Here is a 23,626-nt window from a genome sequence, read left to right as displayed (position 1 = left end):
ATAATCTTAAAATCAAAGGTAAAAAATGAAAATATTAATTTTGGGAATAGGTAATATATTATTTGGTGATGAGGGAATCGGAGTCCATCTTGCAAATTATATTGATGAAAAATATGACTTCATGGGTCCTCATGAAATTGACATAATTGACGGAGGTACTCTTGCTCAGAGACTGATACCTATAATTGTTGAATACGACAGGGTTTTTGTATTTGACTGTGTGGATGTTGACGAGGCAAAAATAGGAGATGTCTATTTTTTTGATTTTAGAAATGTGCCTGAGTGCGTTAGTTGGCAAGGTAGTGCACATGAAGTTGAAATGCTTCAAACCCTTCAAATGATTGATATGATGGGTGATTTGCCTGAAACAAAAATTATAGGAGTAGTGCCATATGTAATAGGTGAAGATACTACTTTTAGTATAACCCCCGAGGTTCAGGAAGCCGCAAAATTAATGGAAAAGATTTTAATTACAGAACTCAATAAATTAGGGATTGAAGCAAAAATTAAAAATCCTGATGTAAAACTTACAGAAGTTGCTAAAGAATCTTTTAAAAGGGGTGTTCCGGAAGAATCATTAAAAGGATTAGAAGTATGATAATTAAATTTGTTTTAAAATACAGTGGAGATTTGCTGGAGAGATTTTTTATAAGAGTTGCAAAAGAGATGAATTTACCAATTGGCATTAAAAAAGAAAACGAATATTTATATGTATATGTAAAAGGTAATGAAAAAGAAATTGAGCAATATTCCTCAAAATTAGCTCATGAACTTCCGATGTCTATTTTTTTAAATTCTTTAAATGCTGAAGTTACAGAAGAATTTAGTGAATTTTTATCAAATGACTTTCCCAAAAGAAACCTGCCTCCGTGCCCGAGATGTTTAAGTGAGGTAAAAGATGTAAATAATAAAAATTATTATAATCCAATGCATCATTGTGAAATATGCGGATATCAGTTAAATGAAGAATTGAAAATTGATAATGAAAAATTAAATGATAAAAACGAAAGAAAAAAATATTTTGAAGAAATTGCCGAGAAACTGAAAAAAGACGGTGAGGTTTGTATTGGTACGTTTAACGGTAAATATAAATTAACAACAAATTTAGAAAATGTTGATGCAATTTTGGCGGTTGATTTGAGTGCTGTTGCCTCTTATTTTATGAGCTTTGATGGAGATGCGAAGGCTTTGGCAAGTATTGAAAAACCTTTTATTAAATTAAAAACCAATATAGATTTTAAAAAAACGTTTGGACTTTCAACTCCTGCATATTATGTAAAGCTGCCTGATGATATGATACTTGAACTTTTATGCGAAGAAATTAAAAACGATATTAAACTTATAGGATTAAAAGGAGCGGGGGAAGCTGAATTTTTTAATTTTGATATTAAAAAAGATGAAGAAATATTGGCTGTTGTCACAGATACAAAAGAACATGTAATTATTCCCGTAAAAGGTGACAGGGGATTGATTCCCAAATTTGAAAAATCACTTGGTAATTCTGCAGGAATTAATGATAAATATGCCGCTTATTCCACAGAAGAAAAAACTGTTTTAGATTTAAAAGAAAATTTTCCGGAAATTAAGGCAAAAGAAAATCCTAAATATCTTGCCGGTTTTTACGGTGTTGTCGATATGTGGAATTTAGAAGATAAAATTACGCTTGGATATATTTTGTATAAAAGCGATGAAAGTAAAATTTTATTAAATTCTCCAAAATTCGGACTTGTTGAATATATTTCGTTTGAGTTTAAATTTAATTCTTTTGAAGAAATTTTTGCATCAATTGCCGCAATGAACGATACAGGCAAAAAACTTGTAAAGAATTTTTCGGAAAAAAGAAATGATTTGTTTTTGAATGCAATGAAAGCAAATTTAAACACCGATAAAAAAGGGGTTTATTATTTGTGGGGCCTTATAGGTATAGTTTTGGGATTTAGTGATAATATTGACGAAGCTGCCGAAAAAATAATGGAATTTTCAAGTTCTGCAATGACTAAAAAAGGTCCAAGAATTGATTATAAAATGAATGAGCGGAATTTAGATCCTCTCTGGGCAATCAGAACGGCTATGAGCTTCAGGCTTGCCGGTGTTGATGATTATCTGTTAAGTTACGGGATAGTTGAGAGTTTTGCGGAATTTTTAAATAATATTTATGAAACTCTAAATAAAGAAATGGTATTAAGCGGAGCTGTTTTAGCGGGAGACATGTTTGAAGGTGAATTTTTAAATAAAATTTATACTTATATTTCTAAAAACTATTCTGTTTTTGTGCCAAAGGCGCTTCCTCTAAGCGGTGCAATAGAAGCATATGGAAATGCAGTTATTAACTCAAAATCTTAACGATAGTTTAATACCTTTTTTGTATAATTTTATTTGTAAGTCGCTTTTTTCATTTTTTCTCCTTTTTACTTCTTTTAAATAAGGTATTTTATGAGAATAAGATATAAAATAAACGGAATAGTCCAGGGTGTAGGTTTTAGACCCACTGTATACAAAATTGCTAAAAAATTAAATCTCAGAGGATATGTTTTAAACAGTTCTGACGGTGTGATTGTTGAAATAGAGGGTGAAAATATAGATAAATTTATCGATGTTTTAAAAACAAAATCTTCCTCCTCTCGCAAGAATTGATTCTATTAAAAAAGAAGTTTTATCTTTTAAGGGATATAAAAATTTTATAATAAAAGAATCAAAAGAAACTACAAAAACCACTTCAATATCTCCTGATATCTGTGTATGTGAGGAGTGTTTGAAAGAAATGTATGATAAAAATAACAGAAGGTTTTTGTATCCGTTTATTAACTGCACAAACTGCGGTCCTAGATATACGATTATAAAAAATATTCCTTATGATAGAATTAATACTTCAATGAAAAAATTTAAAATGTGTGAAAAATGTTACAGGGAATATACTAATCCGATGGACAGAAGATATCATGCCCAGCCGATAAGCTGTTATGACTGCGGGCCGAAACTCAGTGTTAAATGTAAAGTTGAAAGTGAAAAATATAGAACTATTGAATTTAATGAAGAAATTGAAAAGATTGAATTTATTGCTGAAAAAATAAAAGAAGGGTAAAATTGTATCTATCAAAGGACTGGGAGGTTTTCATTTAGTATGTGATGCTACAAACGAAAAAGCGGTTTTGGAATTGAGAGAAAGAAAAAGAAGACCTTCCAAACCTTTTGCAATTATGTTTAAAAATATTGAAAATATAAAAAAATACTGTGAAATAAATGAAAATGATGAAAAATTAATTCTTTCAAAAGAAAAACCGATAGTTATTGTAAAAAAGAAAAAAGAGCTAACCGGCATTGCTCCCGGTATCGGAAAATACGGCGTGTTTTTGCCTTATACCCCCGTGCATTTTTTACTTTTTAACTTTTTAGATTTTCCTATAGTTGCTACAAGCGCTAATATAAGCAACGATCCAATTATAAGAGATAGTGATGAGTTAATTAAAAAACTTGGAAATGTTGTAGATTATATACTTGATTATAACAGGGATATTGTAAACGCATGCGATGATTCGGTTGTACAAAGTGTTAAAAATAAGTTTATCACTATGAGACTCTCACGTGGATATGCTCCAAAATCATTTAGTATTAAACAAAATATAAAACCAAATATACTTGCAGTTGGAGCTAATCAGAAAAATACTATAACCCTTGCCTTTAATAATAAAATGATACTATCGCCTCATATTGGGGATTTAGGCACAATTGACAGTATTGAGTATTTTGAAAGGACAATTGAGACTTTTAGAAGACTTTATGATTTTAAAGAAGATATTATAATCTGTGATAAACATCCGTATTATGAATCTACAAAATGGGCAAAAAATCAAAAAAAAGAAATTATTCAAATTCAACATCACTTCGCACATGCATTAAGCGGGCTTTTTGAATTTGATTTAAATGAAGCTTTGGTGTTTGCATGGGACGGGACCGGATACGGAGACGACGGGGCTATTTGGGGAGGTGAAGTTTTTATAGCAAACAGAAAAAATTTTGAAAGAGTACATCATTTTAAATATTTTAAATTAATAGGGGGAGAAAAAGCTGTTAAATATCCTGCTAATATGGCGGTCAGTCTTTTAAATGATGAAATTGGAAAAAAATATTCAAATTATAAATTGGCCTCTTCCTTAAAAAACGGAAATTTTCCTCTAACTTCATCTGTAGGAAGAATATTTGATATGGTCGCATTTTTAGGCGGAATGATAGAAAGAAATGAATATGAGGGGTTTTCCGGAATGCTGATTGAAAGATATTACAATCCTTTAATAAAAGAATATATTGATTTAAAAATTAATAAAAGAATTAATTTTTATCCTTTAATTGAATTTTTGGCAAAAAACAGGGGAAATTTTGAATTAATTTCTTCTGTTTTTTTAAATTCCCTTGCCAATTTAATAAAAAAGATTTCAAAAAATTATAATCTGCCTGTATTATTGACAGGCGGTGTTTTTCAAAATAAAACCATGTTATCTTTAGTAGATGGTTTTTATTTTAATCAGAAAATTCCCGTTAACGACGGGGGTATCAGCGTTGGGCAGGCAGCATACGGAGTTTGGAATTTATAGATGAATCTCATAATTTACGAGTTCACTTACGCTTAGTTTAAAATTGTTAAATCTGAATTCGGCTTCTTTTAAATAATATATAAAATTTTTTTCCTTGATACCTTTATATTTGGTAATAAATGTTTCAAAATATTCCCAAAACTGATATATTAAAATCTGTTTTTGTATTTTAATCAACTGCGATTGCCTTAGAAGAGATTTAATTTCCTCATAACTTAAATTTTTGTATTTTTGCATATCGCTTAGCAGTATATTGTATATTTTCCCTCCATAATCGATAGTTAAAAAATTTTGCGCTTTATAAATGGAATTTTTATTTTTTCTGTTTGTTTTGGGTATATATAAATATTCATTAAACTCTTTTAAATCCTGCTTTTTTAAAAATTCCTCTTCACAAATATTTACAACTATTTTTCTTATGTTTTGTATTTCTTTTACCACCGTTGCGTATGAAATATTATATTTTTCAGCAATTTCCGTGGGATTTAATTCATCTAAAAATCCTTTTAATATTTTTGCTTTCCGCTCAATTTTTTTCGGTGAAAATTTTCTTTTGCATTTTGCGCATTTGTAATATCCGTTTTTTAATTTGTATAAAATATAATGATTACAATAGATGCAGCTCATTTTTTAGACCTTTTAACTCTTATTTAATAAAAATGAATTATAATTCACTTGAACCTTTTAGAAAGTTCCTTCTTTTTCTTCTTTTTAAAAATCTGTTCTATAATTATACAAGAAAAAAGTTTTTTTAAGTAATTTTTAAGTTTGTATTATATAATTTCTTTGACCATCTTAGAAAATTCCTCCTTTTTTTTGGTTCAATTTATTTAAAGGATTTGTTATGTTAAAAAAAATTTTATTAATTGCTGTTTGTTTTGTATCAGTTTTTGCTTTGAGTGTTAAAGATTCACTGGGTAGGGTTGTAAACGTTTCAGATAATGTGAAAAGGGTTATTGCCATAGGCCCCGGTGCTTTGAGACTGGTTGTTTATATGCAGGGCGGAGATAAAGTTGTTGGTATTGAAAAAAAAGAAAAATCTCCTTTTTATTCTAAAAAACCTTATATGTTAACACATCCTAATCTTTTAAAACTTCCGGTAATCGGAATGGGCGGGCCAAATCCTAATCCTGATTTGGAAAAAATTATTGCTTTAAAACCCGATGTTATTTTTGCAGGATATATTAACGCTTCTCAGGCTGATAACATTCAAAACAAAACAAATATTCCGGTAGTTGTATTAAGTTACGGAAAAATAGGAACATTCGCAAATGATAAACTGTTTTATTCTTTAAATCTTATCGGAAAAATTATTCATAATGAAAAAAGAGCCGAGAAGTTAAAAGAATTTTTAACTGAAACAGACAAAGATTTGAGAAAAAGGGCGTCAAAAACAGATAAAAAAATTTATATCGGAGCTGTTGCATTTAAAGGAATTCACGGTATAACCTCTACAATGCCAAAATTTCCTCCTTTTGAGTTAATCGGAATAAATAATGTAATTAAATCCAATGCAAAATCTCAGGTTTTTATTTCTAAAGAGGCTTTATATAAAGCAAATCCGGATATTATATTCTTAGACGAATCAGGTTTTAAAATTGTAAAAAAAGAAATGAGTAATTTTAAAAATTTAAAGGCTGTAAAAAATAACGAGGTTTATGGCATACTTCCGTATAATTTATATATGACAAACATAGCAACTGCATATGCAGATACTTATTATATAGGAAAAGTCGTATTTCCGGATAAATTTAAAGATGTAAATCCTGTAAAAAAAGCAGACGAATTATATAAATTTTTACTTGGAAAAGCGTGCTACAAACAAATGGCTAAATTTTTTGGCGGATTTAAAAAATTGGAGATGAATGAAAAGTAAAATTTTTTTCTTTTTTCTCCTTTTATTGGGGATAGCTTTTATATCCCTGAAAATAGGAGATTTCAGTATATCTTTAAAAGATTTATTCTTAAATAATCAAAATCATTTTATCCTTTTTAATATAAGACTTCCGAGAATTTTAAGTGCCTTGCTTTGCGGTGCAAGTTTGGGAATTGCCGGTACTGTTATGCAAACAGTTTTAAAAAACCCTTTGGCGTCTCCGTTTACTTTGGGTATTTCCCACGGGGCGCTGTTTGGGGTTAGTATAGCGGTTGTTTTCTTTAATAATATGTTTTTAATTGAAAGTGCTTTTTTGGGCGCACTGAGTGTTATGGTTTTTATACTGCTTTTTGGAATAATGAAAAATTTTGCAGCCGAATCGCTTATTTTGGCCGGTGTTGCCTTTAGTGCCCTTTTTTCTTCAGGTAGTATGTTTTTGCAGTATTTTTCCGATGAAACCCAGCTTTCTGCAATAATTAACTGGAGTTTCGGGGATTTGGGAAGAGCTAATTTTCAAGAATTAATTGTTTTAGGAACTGTGTTTTTAATTTTTTTTATATTTTTTTATTTAAAATCGTGGGATTTTAATGCTCTTAATATAAAAGAATCAGAAAATATAGGGGTTAATAAAAATAAAATATTGTTTGTTTCTTTAATTTTGGTAACAATCTTGACTTCAATATGTGTGGCATATTTTGGAATTATAGGTTTTATAGGTTTAATAGCTCCCCATATTTCAAAAATAATATTAAATAATTCGAATTTTAAATATATTTTTCCTTTGAGTGCCGTTATAGGTGCTGTTTTATTGCTTATTGCGGATGATGTTTCAAGAACAGTTCTTTCTCCTGTGATTATTCCGGTGGGAATTTTTACTTCTTTTATAGGTGCCCCTATGTTTTTATATTTGCTCTTTAAACTTCACAGGGGTTAAAATGAAATTAAAAATAAATAATCTTGAATTTTCTTATAAAAGTTCAAAAATATTACAAGATATTACTTTTGAGGCTAAAAAAGGGGAAATTGTTTCTATTTCAGGAAAGAACGGAGCAGGGAAATCCACATTGCTTAAAAATATAGCAAAAATATTAAAACCTTTAAAAGGCACTGTTTATTTAAATGAGAAAAACTTAAACAAATTAAAAATAAACGAGTTTGCCAAAACAATCGGTTATGTATCACAAAAAAACGATATTACCGATTTGAATACATATGATTATTTAATGCTTGGAAGAAAGCCTTATTTTAAGTTCTTTCCCAAAAAAGAAGATATTGATAAAGTAAATGAAATAATAGAAAAACTGAATTTAAATGAATTAAAAAATAAACAGATAAATGAAATAAGCGGAGGGGAATTTCAAAAAATTGCAATAGCGAGAGCTATTGTACAGGAGAGCAAAATATTATTGCTTGACGAGCCCACAAATAATCTTGATTTAAAAAATCAGTTGGAAATTCTTAATTTTATAAAAAAAATTACAAAAGAAAAAGAATTAATAACTATAATTATTATACATGATATAAATCTTTCTTTGAAATATTCGGATAAGCTGATATTTATGAAAAACGGAATAATTAAATATCAGTGTAAAAAGAATGAAATTAATAAAAATATTTTAAAAGATATTTATGAAATTAATTTAAATATATTTTTTTATAACAATACTCCTGTAATTATCTGTTGAATTCTGTCTTGAAAATATTATAATTTATTATGTATTATATTACAAATATGAAAGGAGTATTAGTGAAAAAAATTTTAACATGTTCACTGATTTTATCTACATTATTATGCGCTAATGAATTTGATAATGCGCTTAAAAACGGGAAGTTTAAAGGTGATTTTGCTTTGCATTATGAAAGATATGTATAGAAGCGCAAAATTTGATAATTTTAATATTAATTTAGGTTTCAGGGCAAATGACAAAATAAACGAATTGCATGACGGAGATTTTGACAATTCTACGGTAGAAACAAAGAAACTTACCAATGGATACACGGGTTTCAGGAAGAATTGAAACTAAGCGGAAATGCATGAATTCAGACACGGCAGGGCAAACAATCATGAGGAACTGAAAGCATTTAGCACTTTAAATAACGGAAAAGGGTTGAATTTATTGGATGTAGAATGTAAACAGGATTTTTTAAATACAAATGTTTATTTTTATAATGCTCCTACATTGGCTAACTGGTATGGCGTTACTTTAAATGCCGATAAAGATATTTACAGTGGCAAATTAGTATTTTCCAAAAGTAAGGAAATGATAAAAAAAGCAAAATTGAAGGCGGGGTTGATTTTGAAGTTGCTGCTTTAAATATAGGGTTTATAAAAACTGATAAAAAAGGTGGGCTTGGCTCTATGAAAATAGACAGAAACGTATATGACAATATGAATCCATTAGAAGAGGGAAATCATATTTTTGATAAGGATGCAAAAACAATTTATTCCAATATTTCAGTCCCTGTTAATGACAAATTATCTTTATTAGCAAATTATGGCCATATTGATTTTCAAAATAAAAAAGCAAATGAAATTGATTTATATATAGATTATGATGTTTCAAAAGCAATGAGCACAGAAATTTGTCTGGATAAATACTTATAAATTTTAGTTCTGAAATAATACAAGAATCAGTATAATTTAAGTTTTTTTTAAGATAATGAGTTATAATTCACTGTAAAAAATTAAAAGGAGATTAAAATGCATATACCTGATGGTTATCTTTCACCAACAACTGTTGCTGTGAGTTATGCGGTAATGGTGCCTTTGTGGGCATACGGATTTAAAAAATTAAAAGAAAGACTGGATGAAAAAACTCTTCCTCTGCTTGGAACATTAAGTGCACTTAGTTTTTTAATTATGATGTTTAATGTTCCTGTGCCGGGGGGAACAAGCGGCCACGCAATAGGAACGGCCCTGATTGCCATTATGTTTGACCCGTGGATTGCCTTTATTTCTGTATCGTTTGTTTTGTTGACTCAGGCGGTAGTGTTTGGAGACGGGGGAATAAGCACCTGGGCTGTAAATTCGTTTGATATGGCGTTTATTGCCGCATTTGTCGGTTATTATGTTTTTCAATGGTTGAAAGACAAAACAAGATTTGCTCCGTTTTTAGCAGGATATATTTCTATAAATGTGGCGGCTTTATCTGATGCAATAATTCTTGGGATTCAGCCAATTTTCTGGCATACTGCGAACGGACATCCTTTATATTTTCCATTTGGATTAAGTGTGGCTATTCCAGCTATGATGGCAGCACATTTGGGAGTTTTCGGTGTAGTTGACGGTGTATTTACTCAAATAGTATACAGTTTTCTTAAAAGAAGAGAAAAAAATTCTCAGGAGGTTGCGGCATGAATAAGAAAGTTAAAACTGCTTTGATTATAATGGTTATTATGATTGCGGCTGTTCCAGTTGGCTTATTAACAAGTGCACCCGCTTTTGGAGAATGGGACAATGATTATTATCAAAAAGTATTAGGATTTATTCCAAAAGGACTGGCTAATTTTCCACAGTTGGCCCATCCTCTGCTTCCGGATTATTCTCTTCCGGGGACAAATGATGTTTTGGGATATTATGTCAGTGCGGTAGTTGGAAGCGCAGTAGTTTTTATAATCTTATATTTGATAGGAAAATTTTTTGCCAAAAAAAATACTCATAGTTAGAATATTTTTTATTCTGACTTTTTTTCTTTTACTTAGTTTAAAGCATATTGAATTTATATCAGTTGGTATACTGTTCTTATGGATTGTTTCTTTCAAAAAAATTTTAAAACTTAATATAAGAGTGATAAAATCAATTATTGTTTTTAATTTAGGTGTCAGTTTGGGTTATATTATAATGGCTTTTATTAAACATCTTTCTCCATGGCACTATATTTTGTATATCAATCTTAAAGTTTATTCCCTTACATATTTTGTCTTCTGGTTTTTTGCTATAATTTCTCCCGTACAGTTTATGGCTTTTTCAAAAGATTTGGGATATTTAACGACAATTACACTCTCTCAGATTTTTTCTTATAAAAAAACATTCGAAGATTTTAAATTGGCATTTAAAAGCAGGGTTTTAAAACTCACAGACAAAGATCCGAAATTTATAACAAGAACATTTGAATTTTTTTTAAATAAAGCATTACATGATGCAAATGAAAGGACGTTGGCTATGAAAGCAAGGGGATTTTTTGATAATGGATAACGGAGAATGTAAAATGGAAAATATTATTGAACTTGAAAATGTGGAATTTTTTTATGATGAAAAAGTACTTGATAATATAAATTTAAAAATTAAAAAAAATGAAAAAATTTCTTTACTTGGATGCAACGGAAGCGGCAAATCCACACTTCTTAGAATTTTGGCTGCTCTTTATTTCCCCAAAAAAGGCGATTATTTTTTTGAAGGTAAGAAAGTAAATAAAAAATTATCCAAACAATTAAGAAAAAAAATAGGTATACTTTTTCAAAATCCGGATTCGATGATTTTTAACCCTACTGTATTTGACGAAATTTCATTTTCACTCAAAGAATTCGGATTTGAAGATATTGAAGAGAGGGTGGTTAATATTTCAAAAGAATTTGGAATAGAAAAATATCTTAAAAAATCCCCTATTAATTTAAGCGGAGGTGAAAAACAAAAAGTAATGTTGGCTTCCATTTTGGCTTACGAACCCGAAATTTTACTTTTGGATGAGCCTACAACTGCCATGGATCCAAAAACAACAGGCTGGTTTATAGATTTTTTGCTTGAAATTGATAAAACTGTTGTTTTGGCTACACATGATTTAAGTGTGGCTTATGAAACAACCGAGAGGGCCGTGGTTATGAATGAAGGACATAAAATTATTTATGACGGAGATATGGAAGAGCTTATGAAAGATTTGGATGTTTTATTAAAAGCCAATCTTATTCACAAGCATAAACACAAACACAAAAATTTTGCACATTCCCATTATCATTTACATTTTTAGTCTCTTTTTTGTATAAGAAAAGTTTATTTTTACTTTTTTTTAATAAATATAAGATATAATACAACAAAATAAAATGAATTATTATTTATAAAGGAGTAAATATGTGTACAGAATGCGGATGCGGAACACATGGACATGAGCATCATCATAAGCATGAACATAATCATGAACATAGGCATGATCATAACGAGGAATTAATAAATGAAGATATTAAAAACAATCCTCAGTTGAATCATAAAGTTAAAGTTATAGAAAAAATTTTAAGTAAAAATAATGCAATGGCTGATGAAATCAGGGAAAAATTCAATGAACACAAAATTACATGTTTTAATATGATGAGCTCCCCGGGAAGCGGTAAAACAACGACACTTGAAAATCTTTCCGATAAACTTCCTTTTAAATTTGCCGTAATTGAAGGGGATTTGGAAACAAGCAGGGATGCCGACAGAATTAGAAACAAAGGTATCTGGTCTTTCCAATTACAAACAGGAAGAGCCTGCCATTTGGACGCTGGTATGGTAAAAAACGCTATGCCCCATTTTCCATATGAAGACACAGAAGTCGCTTTTATTGAAAATGTGGGGAATTTAGTCTGTCCGGCGAGTTATGATGTGGGAGCACATTATAATATGGTATTTGTCAGCGTTCCGGAAGGCGACGATAAAATTGAAAAATACCCTGTTATGTTCAGAAGGGCCGATATTGTAGTAATTACAAAATGTGATATGCTTGATTTTTTTGATTTTGATATAGAAAAGGCAAAAGTTGCCGCTGATAAACTCAAACCGGGAGTGCCTGTAGTGCTGCTTAACAATAAAACAGGTGAAGGTCTTGATGAAATTATTAACTGGATTAGTGAAAAAAGAAAAGAGCACTTAAGTAAATTATGAATGTTAAATTATGAATGTTGAATATGAGAAAAATATAAAATGAGGAGTAAATATGTGTTTGGCAATACCGAGTAAAGTTTTAAAAGTTGATGAAAAAAATATGGCCGAAGTTGATACATTGGGGGTTAAAAGAAAAGTAAGCCTTGATTTAATCCAGGAAGAGGTAAAACCGGGCGACTATGTATTAATTCATGTCGGATATGCTATGAGTAAAATTGATGAAAAATTTGCACTCGAAAGTATTGAAGTGTATAAACAGCTGGCGGAAGCTTCGATGGAGGATGAAAATCCGATTGCACCTGAAGATTTGGTAAAAGAAGAAGGTCCGCTTTTATATAAACCGGAGGCTGAGAATGAGTGAACTCAGTTTAAAAGATTTATATTTTAAATTCAGAGACCCAAACACCATAAAAGCTTTAAGTAAGGAAATCCACAGGCTTGCCAAAGATCTTGACGAGCCTATGAGGGTTATGGAAATTTGCGGAGGACATACTCATACCATCATGAAGTACGGTATCAAACAACTTATGCCTGAAAATATTGAATTTATTCACGGTCCCGGATGCCCTGTATGTGTAATGCCAAAAGAAAGAATAGACCATGCCATTACCTTGGCAAAACAGCCGGACGTCATACTTGCAACTCTCGGGGATATGATAAGGGTTCCGGGAAGCAAATCAAGCCTTGCAAAAACAAGGGCTGAAGGTTATGATATAAGAGCACTCCATTCCACTTTTGATGTTTTAAATATTGCAAAAGAAAATCCTGATAAAAAGGTTGTTTTTTTCGCAATAGGGTTTGAGACAACAACTCCTATGACCGCCGCACTTATGAAAAGAGCTTTTGATGAGGGAGTTAAAAATATTTATTATCATATAAATCATGTTTTGGTTCCGCCTCCGATGAGGGCTATTATGGACAGCGGGGAAGCAAGAATTAACGCTTTTATCGGTCCCAGTCACGTAAGTGTTATAATAGGGGCTAAAAGTTATCAGTTTTTAGTGGATGAATATAACACACCTGTTGTTGTTGCCGGGTTTGAACCGGTTGATGTTATGGAAAGTATTTTAATGTTGTTAAAACAAAAACTTGAAAAAAAACCCCGTGTTGAAAATCAGTATAAAAGAGTAACTACCTGGGATGGAAATGTGCTGGCTCAAAAAATGATTGATGAGTTTATGGAAGTGAGGGAAACTTTTAGATGGAGGGGGCTTGGAGACATACCTTTTTCCGCCCTTAAATTAAAAGATGAATATGCCGAGTTTGATGCTGAAAAAATATATGCGGATGTATTGCCAAATGAACCTATTGACGACCATAAATTATGTATTTGTGGAAAAATTTTAAGAGGTCTTGCAAATCCAACCGACTGTAAACTTTTCGGCAAGGCCTGTACTCCTTCAACCCCTTACGGAAGCTGTATGGTAAGTGATGAGGGTGCATGCAATGCTTATTACAGATATGCAAGATAATTAAAAATGGTGAAAATAGTGAATGGTGAGTAGTGAGTAGTGAGTGGTGAGCAGTGGGTTGTAATATTAGTATAAAGGATAAAAATGAATAAAATAACTCTCGCATACGGCGGAGGAGGAGAAGAAACCAATAAACTGATAAATGAACTTTTTTATAAATATTTCAATAACGATATTTTAACAAGTGCCGAAGACGCAGCTGTTTTGAATGCAAACGGAAAAATAGCTTTTACGACTGATTCTTTTACCGTCAGCCCGCTTTTTTTCAACGGAGGAAATATAGGAAAACTTGCAGTTGCCGGAACCTGTAACGACTTGGCTATGATGGGTGCGAAACCTGAATATTTAAGCTGCGGTTTTATGATAGAAGAAGGTTTAGATTTTGAAACACTTGAAAAAATTGTAAAAACAATGAGTGAAGAGTTGAACAAAATAGGGGCGAAAATAGTCTGCGGTGATACAAAAGTCGTTCCTGCTGGAAGTGTTGATAAAATTTTTATAAATACCAGCGGAGTGGGGCATATACAAAAAGAAAACATTTCAGCCCATAATCTTACACCCGGAGATATTGTATTGGTTAGCAGAGATATTGGAAAACACGGCAGTATCATTATGGCCCACAGATACGGTGTGGATACCGAAGCAAAAACCGATTGTAAAATATTATGGAATGAAATAGAAGCTCTTATAAATGAAGGTATAGATATAAAAGCTTTGCGTGATGCAACAAGAGGCGGATTAAGCGCCGTTTTGAATGAATGGGCAAATGCAAGTAATATTGGTATTGAAATAAATGAGGAAAAAGTCCCTGTTAGTAATGATGTCGTGGGTCTTTGTGAAATTTTTGGATTTGAACCTATGGATTTGGCAAATGAAGGAACCTTTATTGTGGCCGTAAGTGAAAAAGATGCCAAAAAAGCTGAGGAAATATTAAAAAAATTTAATCCGAACGCTTCTGTTATAGGAAAAGTAACGCAGGGAAATAAAGTTGTATTAAAATCACCATGGGGTTCAAGCAGGTATATTGAACTTCCAAAAGGTGAATTGCTGCCGAGGATATGCTAATGCAGAAATGCAGAAAAAAATAGTTGAAATGTTTGATTCCATTGCTCCCAAATATGATGTTGCAAACAGAATATTAAGTTTGGGGATTGATAAAAAATGGAGAAAAGAGGCTGTACAGGAAGCTGTTGGCAAAATAGATAAAGATGATTTAAAAATACTGGATGTCGCCTGCGGTACGGGTGATATGATTGATATATGGAAAAATACGATTAAAAATAAAAAACTTAAAATATGCGGTTTGGACCCAAGCAAAGGAATGCTTGAAGTAGCAAAAAAAAGGTTTCCGGAAATTAATTTTTATAACTCATATGCGACTGAAATTCCCTGCGAAGACAATTCAGTTGATGCTGTTTCTATATCTTTTGGTATAAGAAATGTTTTGGAAATTGAAAAAGCCCTGAGAGAATTTAACAGAATTTTAAAAGAAAACGGCAAACTTTTAATTTTGGAATTTGTAAAATCGAATAAAGAGAAAAAATTTAGAAAATGTATAGATTTTTATACAAATAAGTTTTTACCTAAAATAGGGGGAATTATTACAAAAAACAAAGAGGCGTATGAATATCTGCCTAAATCCATTGAAAATTTTTATACGGTAAATGAACTGAGAGATTTATTAAAAAAAGCAGGTTTTGAGGTTGAAAAAGTTAAACTGTTTAATTTTTCACAGGTTGCCATGATTATTGCTGAGAAAGCAGGAAAACCTGCCAATTAAAGTTCGCAGGTGTTAACTATTGCGATAATTTCTTCAACAACCTGAGGATTTTCAAGAGTTGAAGTATCCTGCGTAATTTCTTCGCCTTTTGCAATGGCTCTTAAAATTCTTCTCATAACTTTACCGCTTCTTGTTTTTGGAAGTCCCGGAACAAATGCAAAATTGTCAACTGTTGCAATGGCTCCTATTTCTCTTTTGATAATTTCATTTACTTCTTTAATGAATTCAAGCTCTTCTGCAATATTTTCAGGATTTTTAAGTACAATATATGCGAATACACTTTCACCTTTTATTTCGTCAGGTTTTCCTACAACCGCAACTTCGGCAACTTCAGGATGGAATTTAACGGCATCTTCTATTTCTGCGGTTCCAAGTCTGTGTCCTGAGACATTGATAACATCGTCCACCCTTCCTGTAATCCAGATATAACCGTCTTTATCATAAATTGCACCGTCTCCGGAGAAATATACAGCTTTTCCGTTCTTTTTTGCAGTGGAGAAATAACTTTTTACAAATCTCTCAGGATCACCCCAGATAGTTCTTATCATACTCGGCCACGGTTTGGTTATACATAAAAGACCTTTTTCGTTTTCAGGCATTTTATTACCGTTTTCATCTATAATTTCGGCAAAAATTCCAGGAAGAGGAAATGTTGCACTTCCCGGCTTAATAGGTGTTGCCGCAGGAAGAGGGGAAATCATATGACCTCCTGTTTCTGTTTGCCACCATGTATCAACAATTGAACATCTTCCTCCCCCTACTCTGTCATAATACCATTTCCACGCAGCAGGGTCTATCGGTTCGCCTACGGTACCCAATATTCGTAGTGAACTTAAATCGTATTTTTTTGGTTCATCAGGACCGATTTTATGAAGAAGTCTTATTGCCGTAGGAGCAGTATAAAACTGGTTGATTTTATAATTTTCAACCATTTTCCAGGCTCTTCCTGCATCCGGATAAGTGGCAACTCCCTCAAACATAACCGTTGTTGCCCCGGCTGCAAGAGGTCCGTAAACTATATATGTATGACCTGTAATCCATCCTATATCGGCTGTGCACCAGAAAGTGTCATTATCTTTGATGTCAAATACCCATTCCATTGTAAGCTGAGACCAGAGAAGGTATCCGGCCTGGGAGTGTTGTACACCTTTCGGTTTACCAGTTGAGCCTGATGTATAAAGTAAAAACAACGGATCTTCGCTGTCCATCACTTCCGGATCGCATTTGCTTGATTGATTTTGAATAAGCTCATTATAGCTTACATCTCTTCCCTCTATCCATTCTATATCTTCATTGTTTCTTTCCACAACAATTACTTTTTCTACAAAATCAATTCCTTCAAGAGCCTTGTCAACGGTGGGTTTTAACATATAAGGAGCGCCTTTTCTAAATGCCCCGTCGGCTGTTATCACTATTTTGGCATTTGCGTCTATGATTCTGTCTTTCAATGCCTCTGCGGAAAACCCTCCGAACACTACGCTGTGAATTGCTCCTATTCTTGCACATGCAAGCATTGCATATGCGGCTTCCGGAATCATAGGCATATAAATTACGACTCTGTCCCCTTTTTGAACACCGAAATTTTTTAACAGATTTGCAAATTTATTAACTTCTTTATAAAGCTGAAGATATGTGATTGTTTTATTTTCTCCGTTATCGCCTTCCCAGATAATAGCGGCTTTATTTTTTTTATCTTCAAGATGTCTGTCTATGCACTGATAAGTAACATTTAATTTTCCTCCGACAAACCATTTGTAAAAGGGTGCGTTGCTTTCATCCAGAACCTGTTCAAACTCTTTAAACCATGTAATTTTTTCTTTTGCAAGTTTTGCCCATGTCCCTTCGAAATCTTTTTCAAATTTTTCCAACATTTCTTTGTAATCATCCATACTTTTAAACACAGGATTTTTGAATAATTCTTTATGAGGATAATAAATTTCACTTGTCATTGAAACTCCTTTTTTTGTTTATTGTAATGCAAATGTAAATCAATGATGTTAAAATAAAAAAAAGAATAGACAAGTCAATTAAATATTGTGAAGATTGGTAACAAAAAAAGAAAAAAAGAGTTTATTTGTTATAGTTTTGGATAGCTTTATTTATAAGTTCCATCGCTTTTTCTTTTCCTTCAAAGCCTGTAACTTTAACCCATTTGCCTGGCTCAAGGTCTTTATATGTTTCAAAAAAATGTTTGATTTGATTTAGTTTAATTTCAGGTAAATCTTCCAAAGAATTAATTTTTGCCATTTGAGGGTCCAGTTTAGTAACAGGAACGGCTACTATTTTTTCATCCTGCCCGTTTTCGTCTTCCATTATTAAAACACCAATTACCCTTGATTTAATAACGCATCCCGGAACAACGCTTTCGGTTGAAAGAACCAATATATCAATCGGGTCTCCGTCATCTGCGAGAGTATTTGGGATAAAACCGTAATTTGCAGGATAAAACTGGCTTCCGTAAAGAATTCTGTCTAAACATACGGCACCGCTAACTTTATCTATTTCATATTTTATATTGCTTCTTTGTGGAATTTCTATAACAGCGTTTACTGCTTCATCTTCGGTTGGTTTAATTTTTGAAATATCCATAATTTCTCCTTTTTTTCTGTAATTATATCCAAATATTTAATTAAGTAAATTCCGCCTATATAGATTATCCAGTTAATATAAATCCATAAAAACACAAACATTAAAGTGGCAATGGAACCGTAAATAGATGTATATGTTTTATTGATCAACACATAATAAATAAATGTGTTTTTAGCTATAAAAAAGGAGATTGTTACAATAAATGAAGAAATTAGCGTTGATGTTGTTTTTTCGTTTATTAAAACTATTTTATACGATAAAAAAAATGTTATCCAAATAAGTAAAAAAGGAAGAATTTTCCCGAATTTTATCCATGATGTCAAAGTGGATTTGTCAAGAAAAAACTGAAATTTTATAGACAGATACATAGCAACTCCGAAAAGAATCGGAAAAAGCGTAATCATTGTCCAGTAAAGTTTTATTCTCTCCCAGATATTCCTTTTATCCTGTTTAAAAATTCTTGAGACTATTTCTTCGAAGTTATTAAAAAACAGAATAGATGTCACCACTATATAAATACCTCCGATTATTCCCATTTTGGATGAATTTGTCAAAAAATTTTGAAGATAAGATGAGATTATTTCTTTATTTGTAGGAAGCAGGTTTGAAGATATAAAACCTTCCAATTTATCATATATATCCGAAAAAAAAGGAGAGCCTGCTATAAAAGAAAGAATGATAAGAAGAATAGGGACAAGAGAAAAAATTGTATAAAAACTCATAGCTGCGGCATATAGTGTAATTTCATCCAAAATATCTTCTTTTAAATGTTTAAGAAAAATATAAGAATTTTTAATAGTTTTTTTTGTATCCATTTTTTTATCCTTGTATAAGGGATTCTTTTTTTTCTTCTAGTTCAAGATATCTTTCCACTTTTTCATCATAAAGTTTTTTAATCTCTTCCAATTCCCCGGTTAGGTTAACAAGACCTTTTTCATTATAGCAATCAGGATTGCTTAAACATTCTTCAATTTCCGCAATGCTTGCTTCAAGTTCTTCTAAAAGTACAGGCAGTTCTTCAAGCTCACGCTGTTCTTTGTAAGAAAGTTTTGTCTGTTTTCTTTTTGGCCTTTCTTTTTTTTTATTTTCTATTTTTAATTTTTCGTTTTCGATTAATTTTAGCTCTTTTTCAATTTCGAGAAATTCCGTATAAGGTATGAAACTCTCTTCCACAATTCCGTTTCCTTTGAAAACAAACAGTTTTTTTGCAATTTTATCCACAAAATATCTGTCGTGGCTTACAAAAATTACACTTCCTTCATAATTCATTAGGTATTCTTCCAAAATATTAATAGTCGGAATATCCAAATCGTTTGTCGGTTCGTCTAAAATTAATACATTAAAATCTTTGGTAAAAAGAAGTGCAAGCGCAACTCTTGTTTTCTCACCCCCGCTTAAAACACCTATTTTTTTTGTTAGATATTCCGGAGGAAATAAAAATTCTCTCAAATATCCGTAGACATGCATATTTCTGCCTCTGACATTTACCCTGTCTCCTCCTTTTGGGCAAAAAGTTTCTATTAAATCTTTGCTGTCATTAAGCATTGATTTTCTCTGGTCTAGATAACCTATTTTTACATTTTCCCCGATTTTTATTATTCCCTCATCGGGTGTTTCCTCTTTTGTTAGAAGCTTTAAAAACGTAGATTTTCCGCTCCCGTTTTTACCGACTATTGCAATTTTGTCTTTTTGTAAAATTCTTGTGCTAAAATCTTTTATTAATAATTTATTTCCAAGGCTTTTGCTTAAATTTTCAATTTCGAACATAACCTTTTTTTTATTGATTTTATCTTCTTCTTTTGCCAAAAGTTCCCGCTTTAGCTGCATTTCAATCTGTTTTATTTCCATTTTGTCGTATTTTACTTTTTCTTTAAGTTCCAATACCCTTTTTTTTCTGCCTTCGTTTCTTTTAAGTCTGGCTTTAACCCCTCTGCTCAGCCATTCTTCTTCTCTTTTAAGAAGTCTTATTTCGTTTTCAAATTCTTTTTCTTTTGCTTTTAGAAGTTCTTCTTTTTGCTTTAAATAACTTGCATATCCGCCTTTGAAACTTCTGAGGCGGCAGTTTTCAAGTTCTATTACCCTTGAGGCGACTCTGTCTATAAAATATCTGTCGTGGCTTACCACTAAAAAGGTATATTTTTCTTTAAGCAGCATTTCTTCCAAAAATTCAGTCATATACACATCAAGATGGTTGGTCGGTTCATCCAAAAGCAAAACATCCGGTTTTTGAAGCAAAAGACTTGCAAGAGCAACTCTTCTTTGTTCTCCTCCGCTAAGAAGTGATATATCTTTAAATTCATATTTTTTTAAATCAAATTCGTGTAAAATTCTCTCAATCCTGTCATCCAAATTCCAGGCATTGTGGAAATCAAGGAATTTTGAAATTTTGTCCATTTCCATTTGAATTTGAGCATTGTCCGGATTTTTTGCATATGCTTCCGCAAAATGCATGTATTTTTGATAAGCTTCTTTGAATTCGGTAAGTTCATTTTCAATAGCCTCTCTTACACTAAGACCTATGGGAAATGTTGGGGTTTGTTTTAATCTTTTTATTTTTATGCCGTTTTTTGTAATTATTTCTCCCTCATCGGCTTCTATAGTGGCGTCAATTATTTTCATTAAAGTAGATTTACCGCTTCCGTTCTTACCTATAAGCGCTACTCTTTCGCCCTCGTCAAGATGAAATTCTATATTGCATAATATTTTTTGAGCTTCAAATTTTTTGCTTATATTTAATAAATCTATTAGTGCCAATTTTGCCCTTTGTTATCTTTTTGTAATTTTACCTTGTTATCCTTTTATTGCAAAATAACAAAGGAGGTGAAAATGAAAGTAGATATTTTGGTGTTAATAGCAACATTTTTGCTTATTGCTACTTCATTGGCAATAGCTGCCGTTTAAATTTTCAATATCTTCTAAAATCTGTCTTTTTAAATCAGATAAAGTATCAAATTTTTTGTTTTCCCTTAAAAAATCAATAAATTCAATTTCTATAAATCCATTTTCACTACTCACCATTTTTACATTGTCACTTATTATGTGCGTCTCAATTGAAAAATTTCCATCGGTTGAGCGCTTTCCAATAAAAGTAAGCGATTGAAAATTATTTGTTTTGGTTATGTAAACCCCTTCTTTAGGAATTACATACGGCTTAAAGAGTTCTATATTAATTGTTGGGACCAACTCTTTTTTTCCAAGCCCCTGACCTTTTATTGGTGTTCCTTTGATTTTATAACTTCTTCCTAAAAATTTATTTGCTTTTTTTATATCGTTTTTTATAAAGTTTCTGATGATATGGGCATGCACCCCGATTTCTTCTATTTTAATCTCTTTTATTACCTCAACTTCAAAATATTTTTTTAATAAATTAATATCTCCACTTCTGTTTTTGCCGAATTTAAAATCATCACCAACCACAATTTTTTTTACATTCATTTTTTTTAATATTTTTATAAATTCAACAGGTTTTAAATGTTTTATTTTTTCCAAAAACATAAATTCACACCCTAAATTAGTATATTCGCATCTGTCAAACCCCGGTGTGATTGAGCTTCCTTTTTCTATAACAATAAAAAAATCCACTTTTTTTAAAATTTTCTGATGTGCGATGTGCATTCCGTCAAATCCACCAATTGCCACTGTTTTCATTTTTTTTCTTTATAAAAATTATATAAAATCAATGCATCTTTTTTATTTAAAACCTTTTCCAAATCTTTTAAAGATGCGTTTTTAATATTTTCAAATGTTCCAAAATAGTTTATCAGTTTTGTCATTTTTGCTTTTCCTATGCCTTTGATGTTTAAAAGTTCAATTTGAGTGTCGTTTTTTCTTTTTGTTTTACGATGAAATTCAATTGCGAATCTGTGTGCTTCATCCCTTAATTTTTGAAGAAACATAAGTCTTTTATCATTTTCATTAAGTTCTATTTTTTCGATTTTGTATTCTCCGTTATCCATTTTCCAATTAAAATAAATTTTGTCTTTTGCTTTTCCTTTGGCCCTGTGGGCTTTAGCGTCTATTTTTTCTTTTGCAATGCCTAAAATATCAACATTTGCTCCTGTTGAGTCAATTATTTCCTTTGCTATATTTATCTGGGCAGGCCCCCCGTCAATGAGCCAAAGCTCCGGCGGGGGTGTTTTGTCAAAACTTTTTGCCCTTCTTGTCAAAAGCTCTTTCATTTGGGAATATTCGTCTTTTCCCTCAAGATGATAGTGTCTGTATTCAGACTTTTTGAATTCTTCATTTTCCCAAACCACCATTGCCCCGACTGTTGCCTCTCCATGCATATGGGAAGTGTCGAATACTTCTATTTTATATGGTATGTTTTGTAAATTAAACAGCTTTTTTATTTCAAATAGAATATTGTTTTCTTTTTGGTTTTTCATAATTTCATTTGCATTAATTTTAGCCAAATTTATTAAATTTTTTCTCTCTTTTGTGGTCGGTGTAACTATTGAAATTTTTCTTTTGAATTTTTCACTTAAAAATTTGCTTAAAGCAGTTCTTTCCTCAAAATCTTCACCCACTAAAATTTTTGAGGATGTAAAAGGAGTTTCTCTGTTATAAAATTCTAAAATAGCTCTTTTATAGGTTTCATTTTTATCTATTTCAGTTTGAGCATTTATTATATTATGAGTGCCGGAGACTACTTTTCCTTCCCTTACAAATATTCTGATTATTACAGCCTTATTATTAAATGTTTCTACAACAAAAATGTCCAAATCTTCAAGTTTTGCCAAATCCACATTAGAATAAATTTCGGCATTTTCGATAGATTTTATTCTGTCTCTGATTTCAGCTGCTTCTTCGAATTGAAGGTTTTTGGCAAATTTTTCCATTTTTTTATAAAGAATATTTAGAATTTTTTCTTTGTCAAGGATTAGTTCAATTGCTTTATTTATATATTTTTTATATTCTTCCGGGGTAATCTTACCAACGCATGGCGCTAAACATTTTCCTATCTGATAATAAAGGCATGCTTTTTTTCCTTTTATGCAGTTTTTTGACTGAACAAGGGGAATATCTTCGTATATTGTTTTTAAAATTGCACCCGCACCGCTGCTGAAGGGTCCGAAATATTTTATATTTTTGCCTTTTATTATTTTTCTTGTTATTTCAAGTCTCGGGAAAAGCTCATCCATATCCACATAAATATAAGGATATGTTTTATCATCCCTTAAAAGAATATTATATTTGGGTTTTAACTGTTTAATTAAAGAATTTTCAAGTATAAGTGCGTCACTTTCACTTTCGACGACTATATAATTTAGCTCTTTTGCCTCATTTATCATTTTATATATTCTCGGGGCTAAATTATCCGCCGCTCTGAAAGGATTAAATCTAAAATAGCTTTTTACTCTTTTTTTCAGGTTTTTTGCTTTTCCCACATACAACAGTTTGCCGTTTTTGTCAAAATACTGATAAACTCCCGGTTTGGGCGGTAAATTTTTTATTTTTTTTTGCAAT

Annotated in this window: 28 protein-coding genes; 21 read left to right on the top strand and 7 right to left on the bottom strand. The window is 31.4% G+C overall.

Annotated elements, in window-relative coordinates; genetic code table 11:
- Positions 1-25 precede the first annotated feature (25 nt).
- The 5 genes from DZ64_RS0100605 (at position 26) to hypF (ending at position 4,589) form a co-directional block, all read left to right on the top strand.
- Positions 26-598 carry a HyaD/HybD family hydrogenase maturation endopeptidase gene (locus DZ64_RS0100605; protein WP_024789019.1) on the top strand — a complete coding sequence of 191 codons (573 nt, stop codon included), beginning with the start codon at positions 26-28 and terminating at the stop codon, positions 596-598.
- Positions 595-2,343 (top strand): hypothetical protein, encoded by a 1,749-nt coding sequence (locus DZ64_RS0100600; RefSeq protein WP_024789018.1) that lies wholly within the window; start codon positions 595-597, stop codon positions 2,341-2,343. Before DZ64_RS0100605 ends, DZ64_RS0100600 begins: the two co-directional genes overlap by 4 nt.
- Before the next feature lie 90 nt (positions 2,344-2,433).
- Entirely contained in the window at positions 2,434-2,634 is a 201-nt protein-coding gene (locus DZ64_RS13030) for an acylphosphatase (RefSeq protein ID WP_236618618.1), read from the top strand.
- 127 nt (positions 2,635-2,761) lie between these two features.
- Positions 2,762-3,082 carry a hypothetical protein gene (locus DZ64_RS13025; RefSeq protein WP_236618704.1) on the top strand — a complete coding sequence of 107 codons (321 nt, stop codon included), beginning with the start codon at positions 2,762-2,764 and terminating at the stop codon, positions 3,080-3,082.
- Between the two features lies 1 nt (position 3,083).
- Entirely contained in the window at positions 3,084-4,589 is a 1,506-nt protein-coding gene (hypF, locus tag DZ64_RS10350; RefSeq protein WP_369792100.1) for a carbamoyltransferase HypF, read from the top strand.
- On the opposite strand, the gene DZ64_RS0100590 is transcribed toward hypF, so the two are convergent.
- Positions 4,584-5,216, bottom strand: a complete 633-nt coding sequence (locus tag DZ64_RS0100590) for a helix-turn-helix domain-containing protein (RefSeq protein WP_024789017.1) — start codon at positions 5,214-5,216, stop codon at positions 4,584-4,586. The genes hypF and DZ64_RS0100590 overlap by 6 nt on opposite strands.
- Positions 5,217-5,433: 217 nt before the next feature.
- On the opposite strand from DZ64_RS0100590, the gene DZ64_RS0100585 reads away from it, so the two are divergent.
- The 16 genes from DZ64_RS0100585 to ubiE all read left to right on the top strand — a co-directional run bounded on the left by DZ64_RS0100585 (position 5,434) and on the right by ubiE (position 15,571).
- Positions 5,434-6,465, top strand: a complete 1,032-nt coding sequence (locus DZ64_RS0100585) for an iron ABC transporter substrate-binding protein (protein WP_024786767.1) — start codon at positions 5,434-5,436, stop codon at positions 6,463-6,465.
- The gene (locus DZ64_RS10345; RefSeq protein ID WP_035002992.1) at positions 6,455-7,399 is read left to right on the top strand and encodes an iron ABC transporter permease; all 945 of its coding nucleotides are present in this window, start codon (positions 6,455-6,457) and stop codon (positions 7,397-7,399) included. Before DZ64_RS0100585 ends, DZ64_RS10345 begins: the two co-directional genes overlap by 11 nt.
- A gap of 1 nt (position 7,400) precedes the next feature.
- Positions 7,401-8,150, top strand: a complete 750-nt coding sequence (locus tag DZ64_RS0100575) for an ABC transporter ATP-binding protein (protein ID WP_024789016.1) — start codon at positions 7,401-7,403, stop codon at positions 8,148-8,150.
- 62 nt (positions 8,151-8,212) lie between these two features.
- Positions 8,213-8,338 carry a hypothetical protein gene (locus tag DZ64_RS13625; RefSeq protein ID WP_255327496.1) on the top strand — a complete coding sequence of 42 codons (126 nt, stop codon included), beginning with the start codon at positions 8,213-8,215 and terminating at the stop codon, positions 8,336-8,338.
- Entirely contained in the window at positions 8,310-8,483 is a 174-nt protein-coding gene (locus tag DZ64_RS12125; protein ID WP_236618617.1) for a hypothetical protein, read from the top strand. Before DZ64_RS13625 ends, DZ64_RS12125 begins: the two co-directional genes overlap by 29 nt.
- Positions 8,484-8,495: 12 nt before the next feature.
- The gene (locus DZ64_RS0100560) at positions 8,496-8,780 is read left to right on the top strand and encodes a hypothetical protein (RefSeq protein WP_024789015.1); all 285 of its coding nucleotides are present in this window, start codon (positions 8,496-8,498) and stop codon (positions 8,778-8,780) included.
- Positions 8,781-8,824: 44 nt separating this feature from the next.
- Positions 8,825-9,070: a hypothetical protein gene (locus tag DZ64_RS0100555; protein ID WP_024789014.1), complete on the top strand. Its 246-nt coding sequence runs from the start codon at positions 8,825-8,827 to the stop codon at positions 9,068-9,070.
- Positions 9,071-9,166: 96 nt separating this feature from the next.
- Positions 9,167-9,823, top strand: coding sequence for a cobalt transporter CbiM (cbiM, locus tag DZ64_RS0100550; protein ID WP_024789013.1), 657 nt, complete (start codon positions 9,167-9,169; stop codon positions 9,821-9,823).
- Positions 9,820-10,131 carry a PDGLE domain-containing protein gene (locus DZ64_RS0100545; protein ID WP_024786763.1) on the top strand — a complete coding sequence of 104 codons (312 nt, stop codon included), beginning with the start codon at positions 9,820-9,822 and terminating at the stop codon, positions 10,129-10,131. Before cbiM ends, DZ64_RS0100545 begins: the two co-directional genes overlap by 4 nt.
- 121 nt (positions 10,132-10,252) lie before the next feature.
- Complete coding sequence (locus DZ64_RS0100540) at positions 10,253-10,660, top strand: energy-coupling factor transporter transmembrane protein EcfT (RefSeq protein ID WP_236617778.1); 408 nt, start codon at positions 10,253-10,255, stop codon at positions 10,658-10,660.
- Entirely contained in the window at positions 10,653-11,429 is a 777-nt protein-coding gene (locus DZ64_RS0100535) for an energy-coupling factor ABC transporter ATP-binding protein (protein WP_236618616.1), read from the top strand. The genes DZ64_RS0100540 and DZ64_RS0100535 overlap by 8 nt, the downstream gene beginning before the upstream one ends.
- Positions 11,430-11,530: 101 nt before the next feature.
- Complete coding sequence (gene hypB, locus DZ64_RS0100530) at positions 11,531-12,319, top strand: hydrogenase nickel incorporation protein HypB (RefSeq protein WP_024789011.1); 789 nt, start codon at positions 11,531-11,533, stop codon at positions 12,317-12,319.
- Positions 12,320-12,371: 52 nt separating this feature from the next.
- The gene (locus DZ64_RS0100525; RefSeq protein WP_024789010.1) at positions 12,372-12,680 is read left to right on the top strand and encodes a HypC/HybG/HupF family hydrogenase formation chaperone; all 309 of its coding nucleotides are present in this window, start codon (positions 12,372-12,374) and stop codon (positions 12,678-12,680) included.
- On the top strand, positions 12,673-13,791 hold the full coding sequence (gene hypD, locus DZ64_RS0100520) for a hydrogenase formation protein HypD (RefSeq protein ID WP_024789009.1): 1,119 nt from the start codon (positions 12,673-12,675) through the stop codon (positions 13,789-13,791). Before DZ64_RS0100525 ends, hypD begins: the two co-directional genes overlap by 8 nt.
- Before the next feature lie 84 nt (positions 13,792-13,875).
- A complete protein-coding gene (gene hypE, locus DZ64_RS0100515) occupies positions 13,876-14,856 on the top strand; it encodes a hydrogenase expression/formation protein HypE (RefSeq protein WP_024789008.1) in 981 nt (326 codons plus the stop codon).
- A 7-nt stretch (positions 14,857-14,863) separates the two neighbouring features.
- Positions 14,864-15,571: a bifunctional demethylmenaquinone methyltransferase/2-methoxy-6-polyprenyl-1,4-benzoquinol methylase UbiE gene (gene ubiE, locus DZ64_RS0100510; RefSeq protein WP_024789007.1), complete on the top strand. Its 708-nt coding sequence runs from the start codon at positions 14,864-14,866 to the stop codon at positions 15,569-15,571.
- Here the strand turns inward: ubiE and acs are convergent.
- From acs to uvrC, 6 genes are all read right to left on the bottom strand, one after another.
- On the bottom strand, positions 15,568-17,520 hold the full coding sequence (gene acs, locus DZ64_RS0100505; RefSeq protein ID WP_024789006.1) for an acetate--CoA ligase: 1,953 nt from the start codon (positions 17,518-17,520) through the stop codon (positions 15,568-15,570). The two genes, ubiE and acs, sit on opposite strands and share 4 nt — an antisense overlap.
- A gap of 121 nt (positions 17,521-17,641) precedes the next feature.
- Positions 17,642-18,160, bottom strand: a complete 519-nt coding sequence (gene ppa / locus DZ64_RS0100500; protein WP_024789005.1) for an inorganic diphosphatase — start codon at positions 18,158-18,160, stop codon at positions 17,642-17,644.
- A complete protein-coding gene (locus DZ64_RS0100495) occupies positions 18,118-18,975 on the bottom strand; it encodes a YihY family inner membrane protein (RefSeq protein ID WP_024789004.1) in 858 nt (285 codons plus the stop codon). Before DZ64_RS0100495 ends, ppa begins: the two co-directional genes overlap by 43 nt.
- A 4-nt stretch (positions 18,976-18,979) precedes the next feature.
- A complete protein-coding gene (gene abc-f, locus DZ64_RS0100490; protein ID WP_024789003.1) occupies positions 18,980-20,914 on the bottom strand; it encodes a ribosomal protection-like ABC-F family protein in 1,935 nt (644 codons plus the stop codon).
- A gap of 123 nt (positions 20,915-21,037) precedes the next feature.
- Positions 21,038-21,808 carry a bifunctional riboflavin kinase/FAD synthetase gene (locus tag DZ64_RS0100485; RefSeq protein WP_024789002.1) on the bottom strand — a complete coding sequence of 257 codons (771 nt, stop codon included), beginning with the start codon at positions 21,806-21,808 and terminating at the stop codon, positions 21,038-21,040.
- Positions 21,805-23,625, bottom strand: coding sequence for an excinuclease ABC subunit UvrC (uvrC, locus tag DZ64_RS0100480; RefSeq protein ID WP_024789001.1), 1,821 nt, complete (start codon positions 23,623-23,625; stop codon positions 21,805-21,807). Before uvrC ends, DZ64_RS0100485 begins: the two co-directional genes overlap by 4 nt.
- Between the last annotated feature and the right edge of the window lies 1 nt (position 23,626).

Source organism: Lebetimonas sp. JH292 (genome assembly GCF_000523275.1).
Lineage (GTDB): Bacteria > Campylobacterota > Campylobacteria > Campylobacterales > Nautiliaceae > Lebetimonas.
This window is presented reverse-complemented; position numbering and strand designations above follow the sequence as displayed.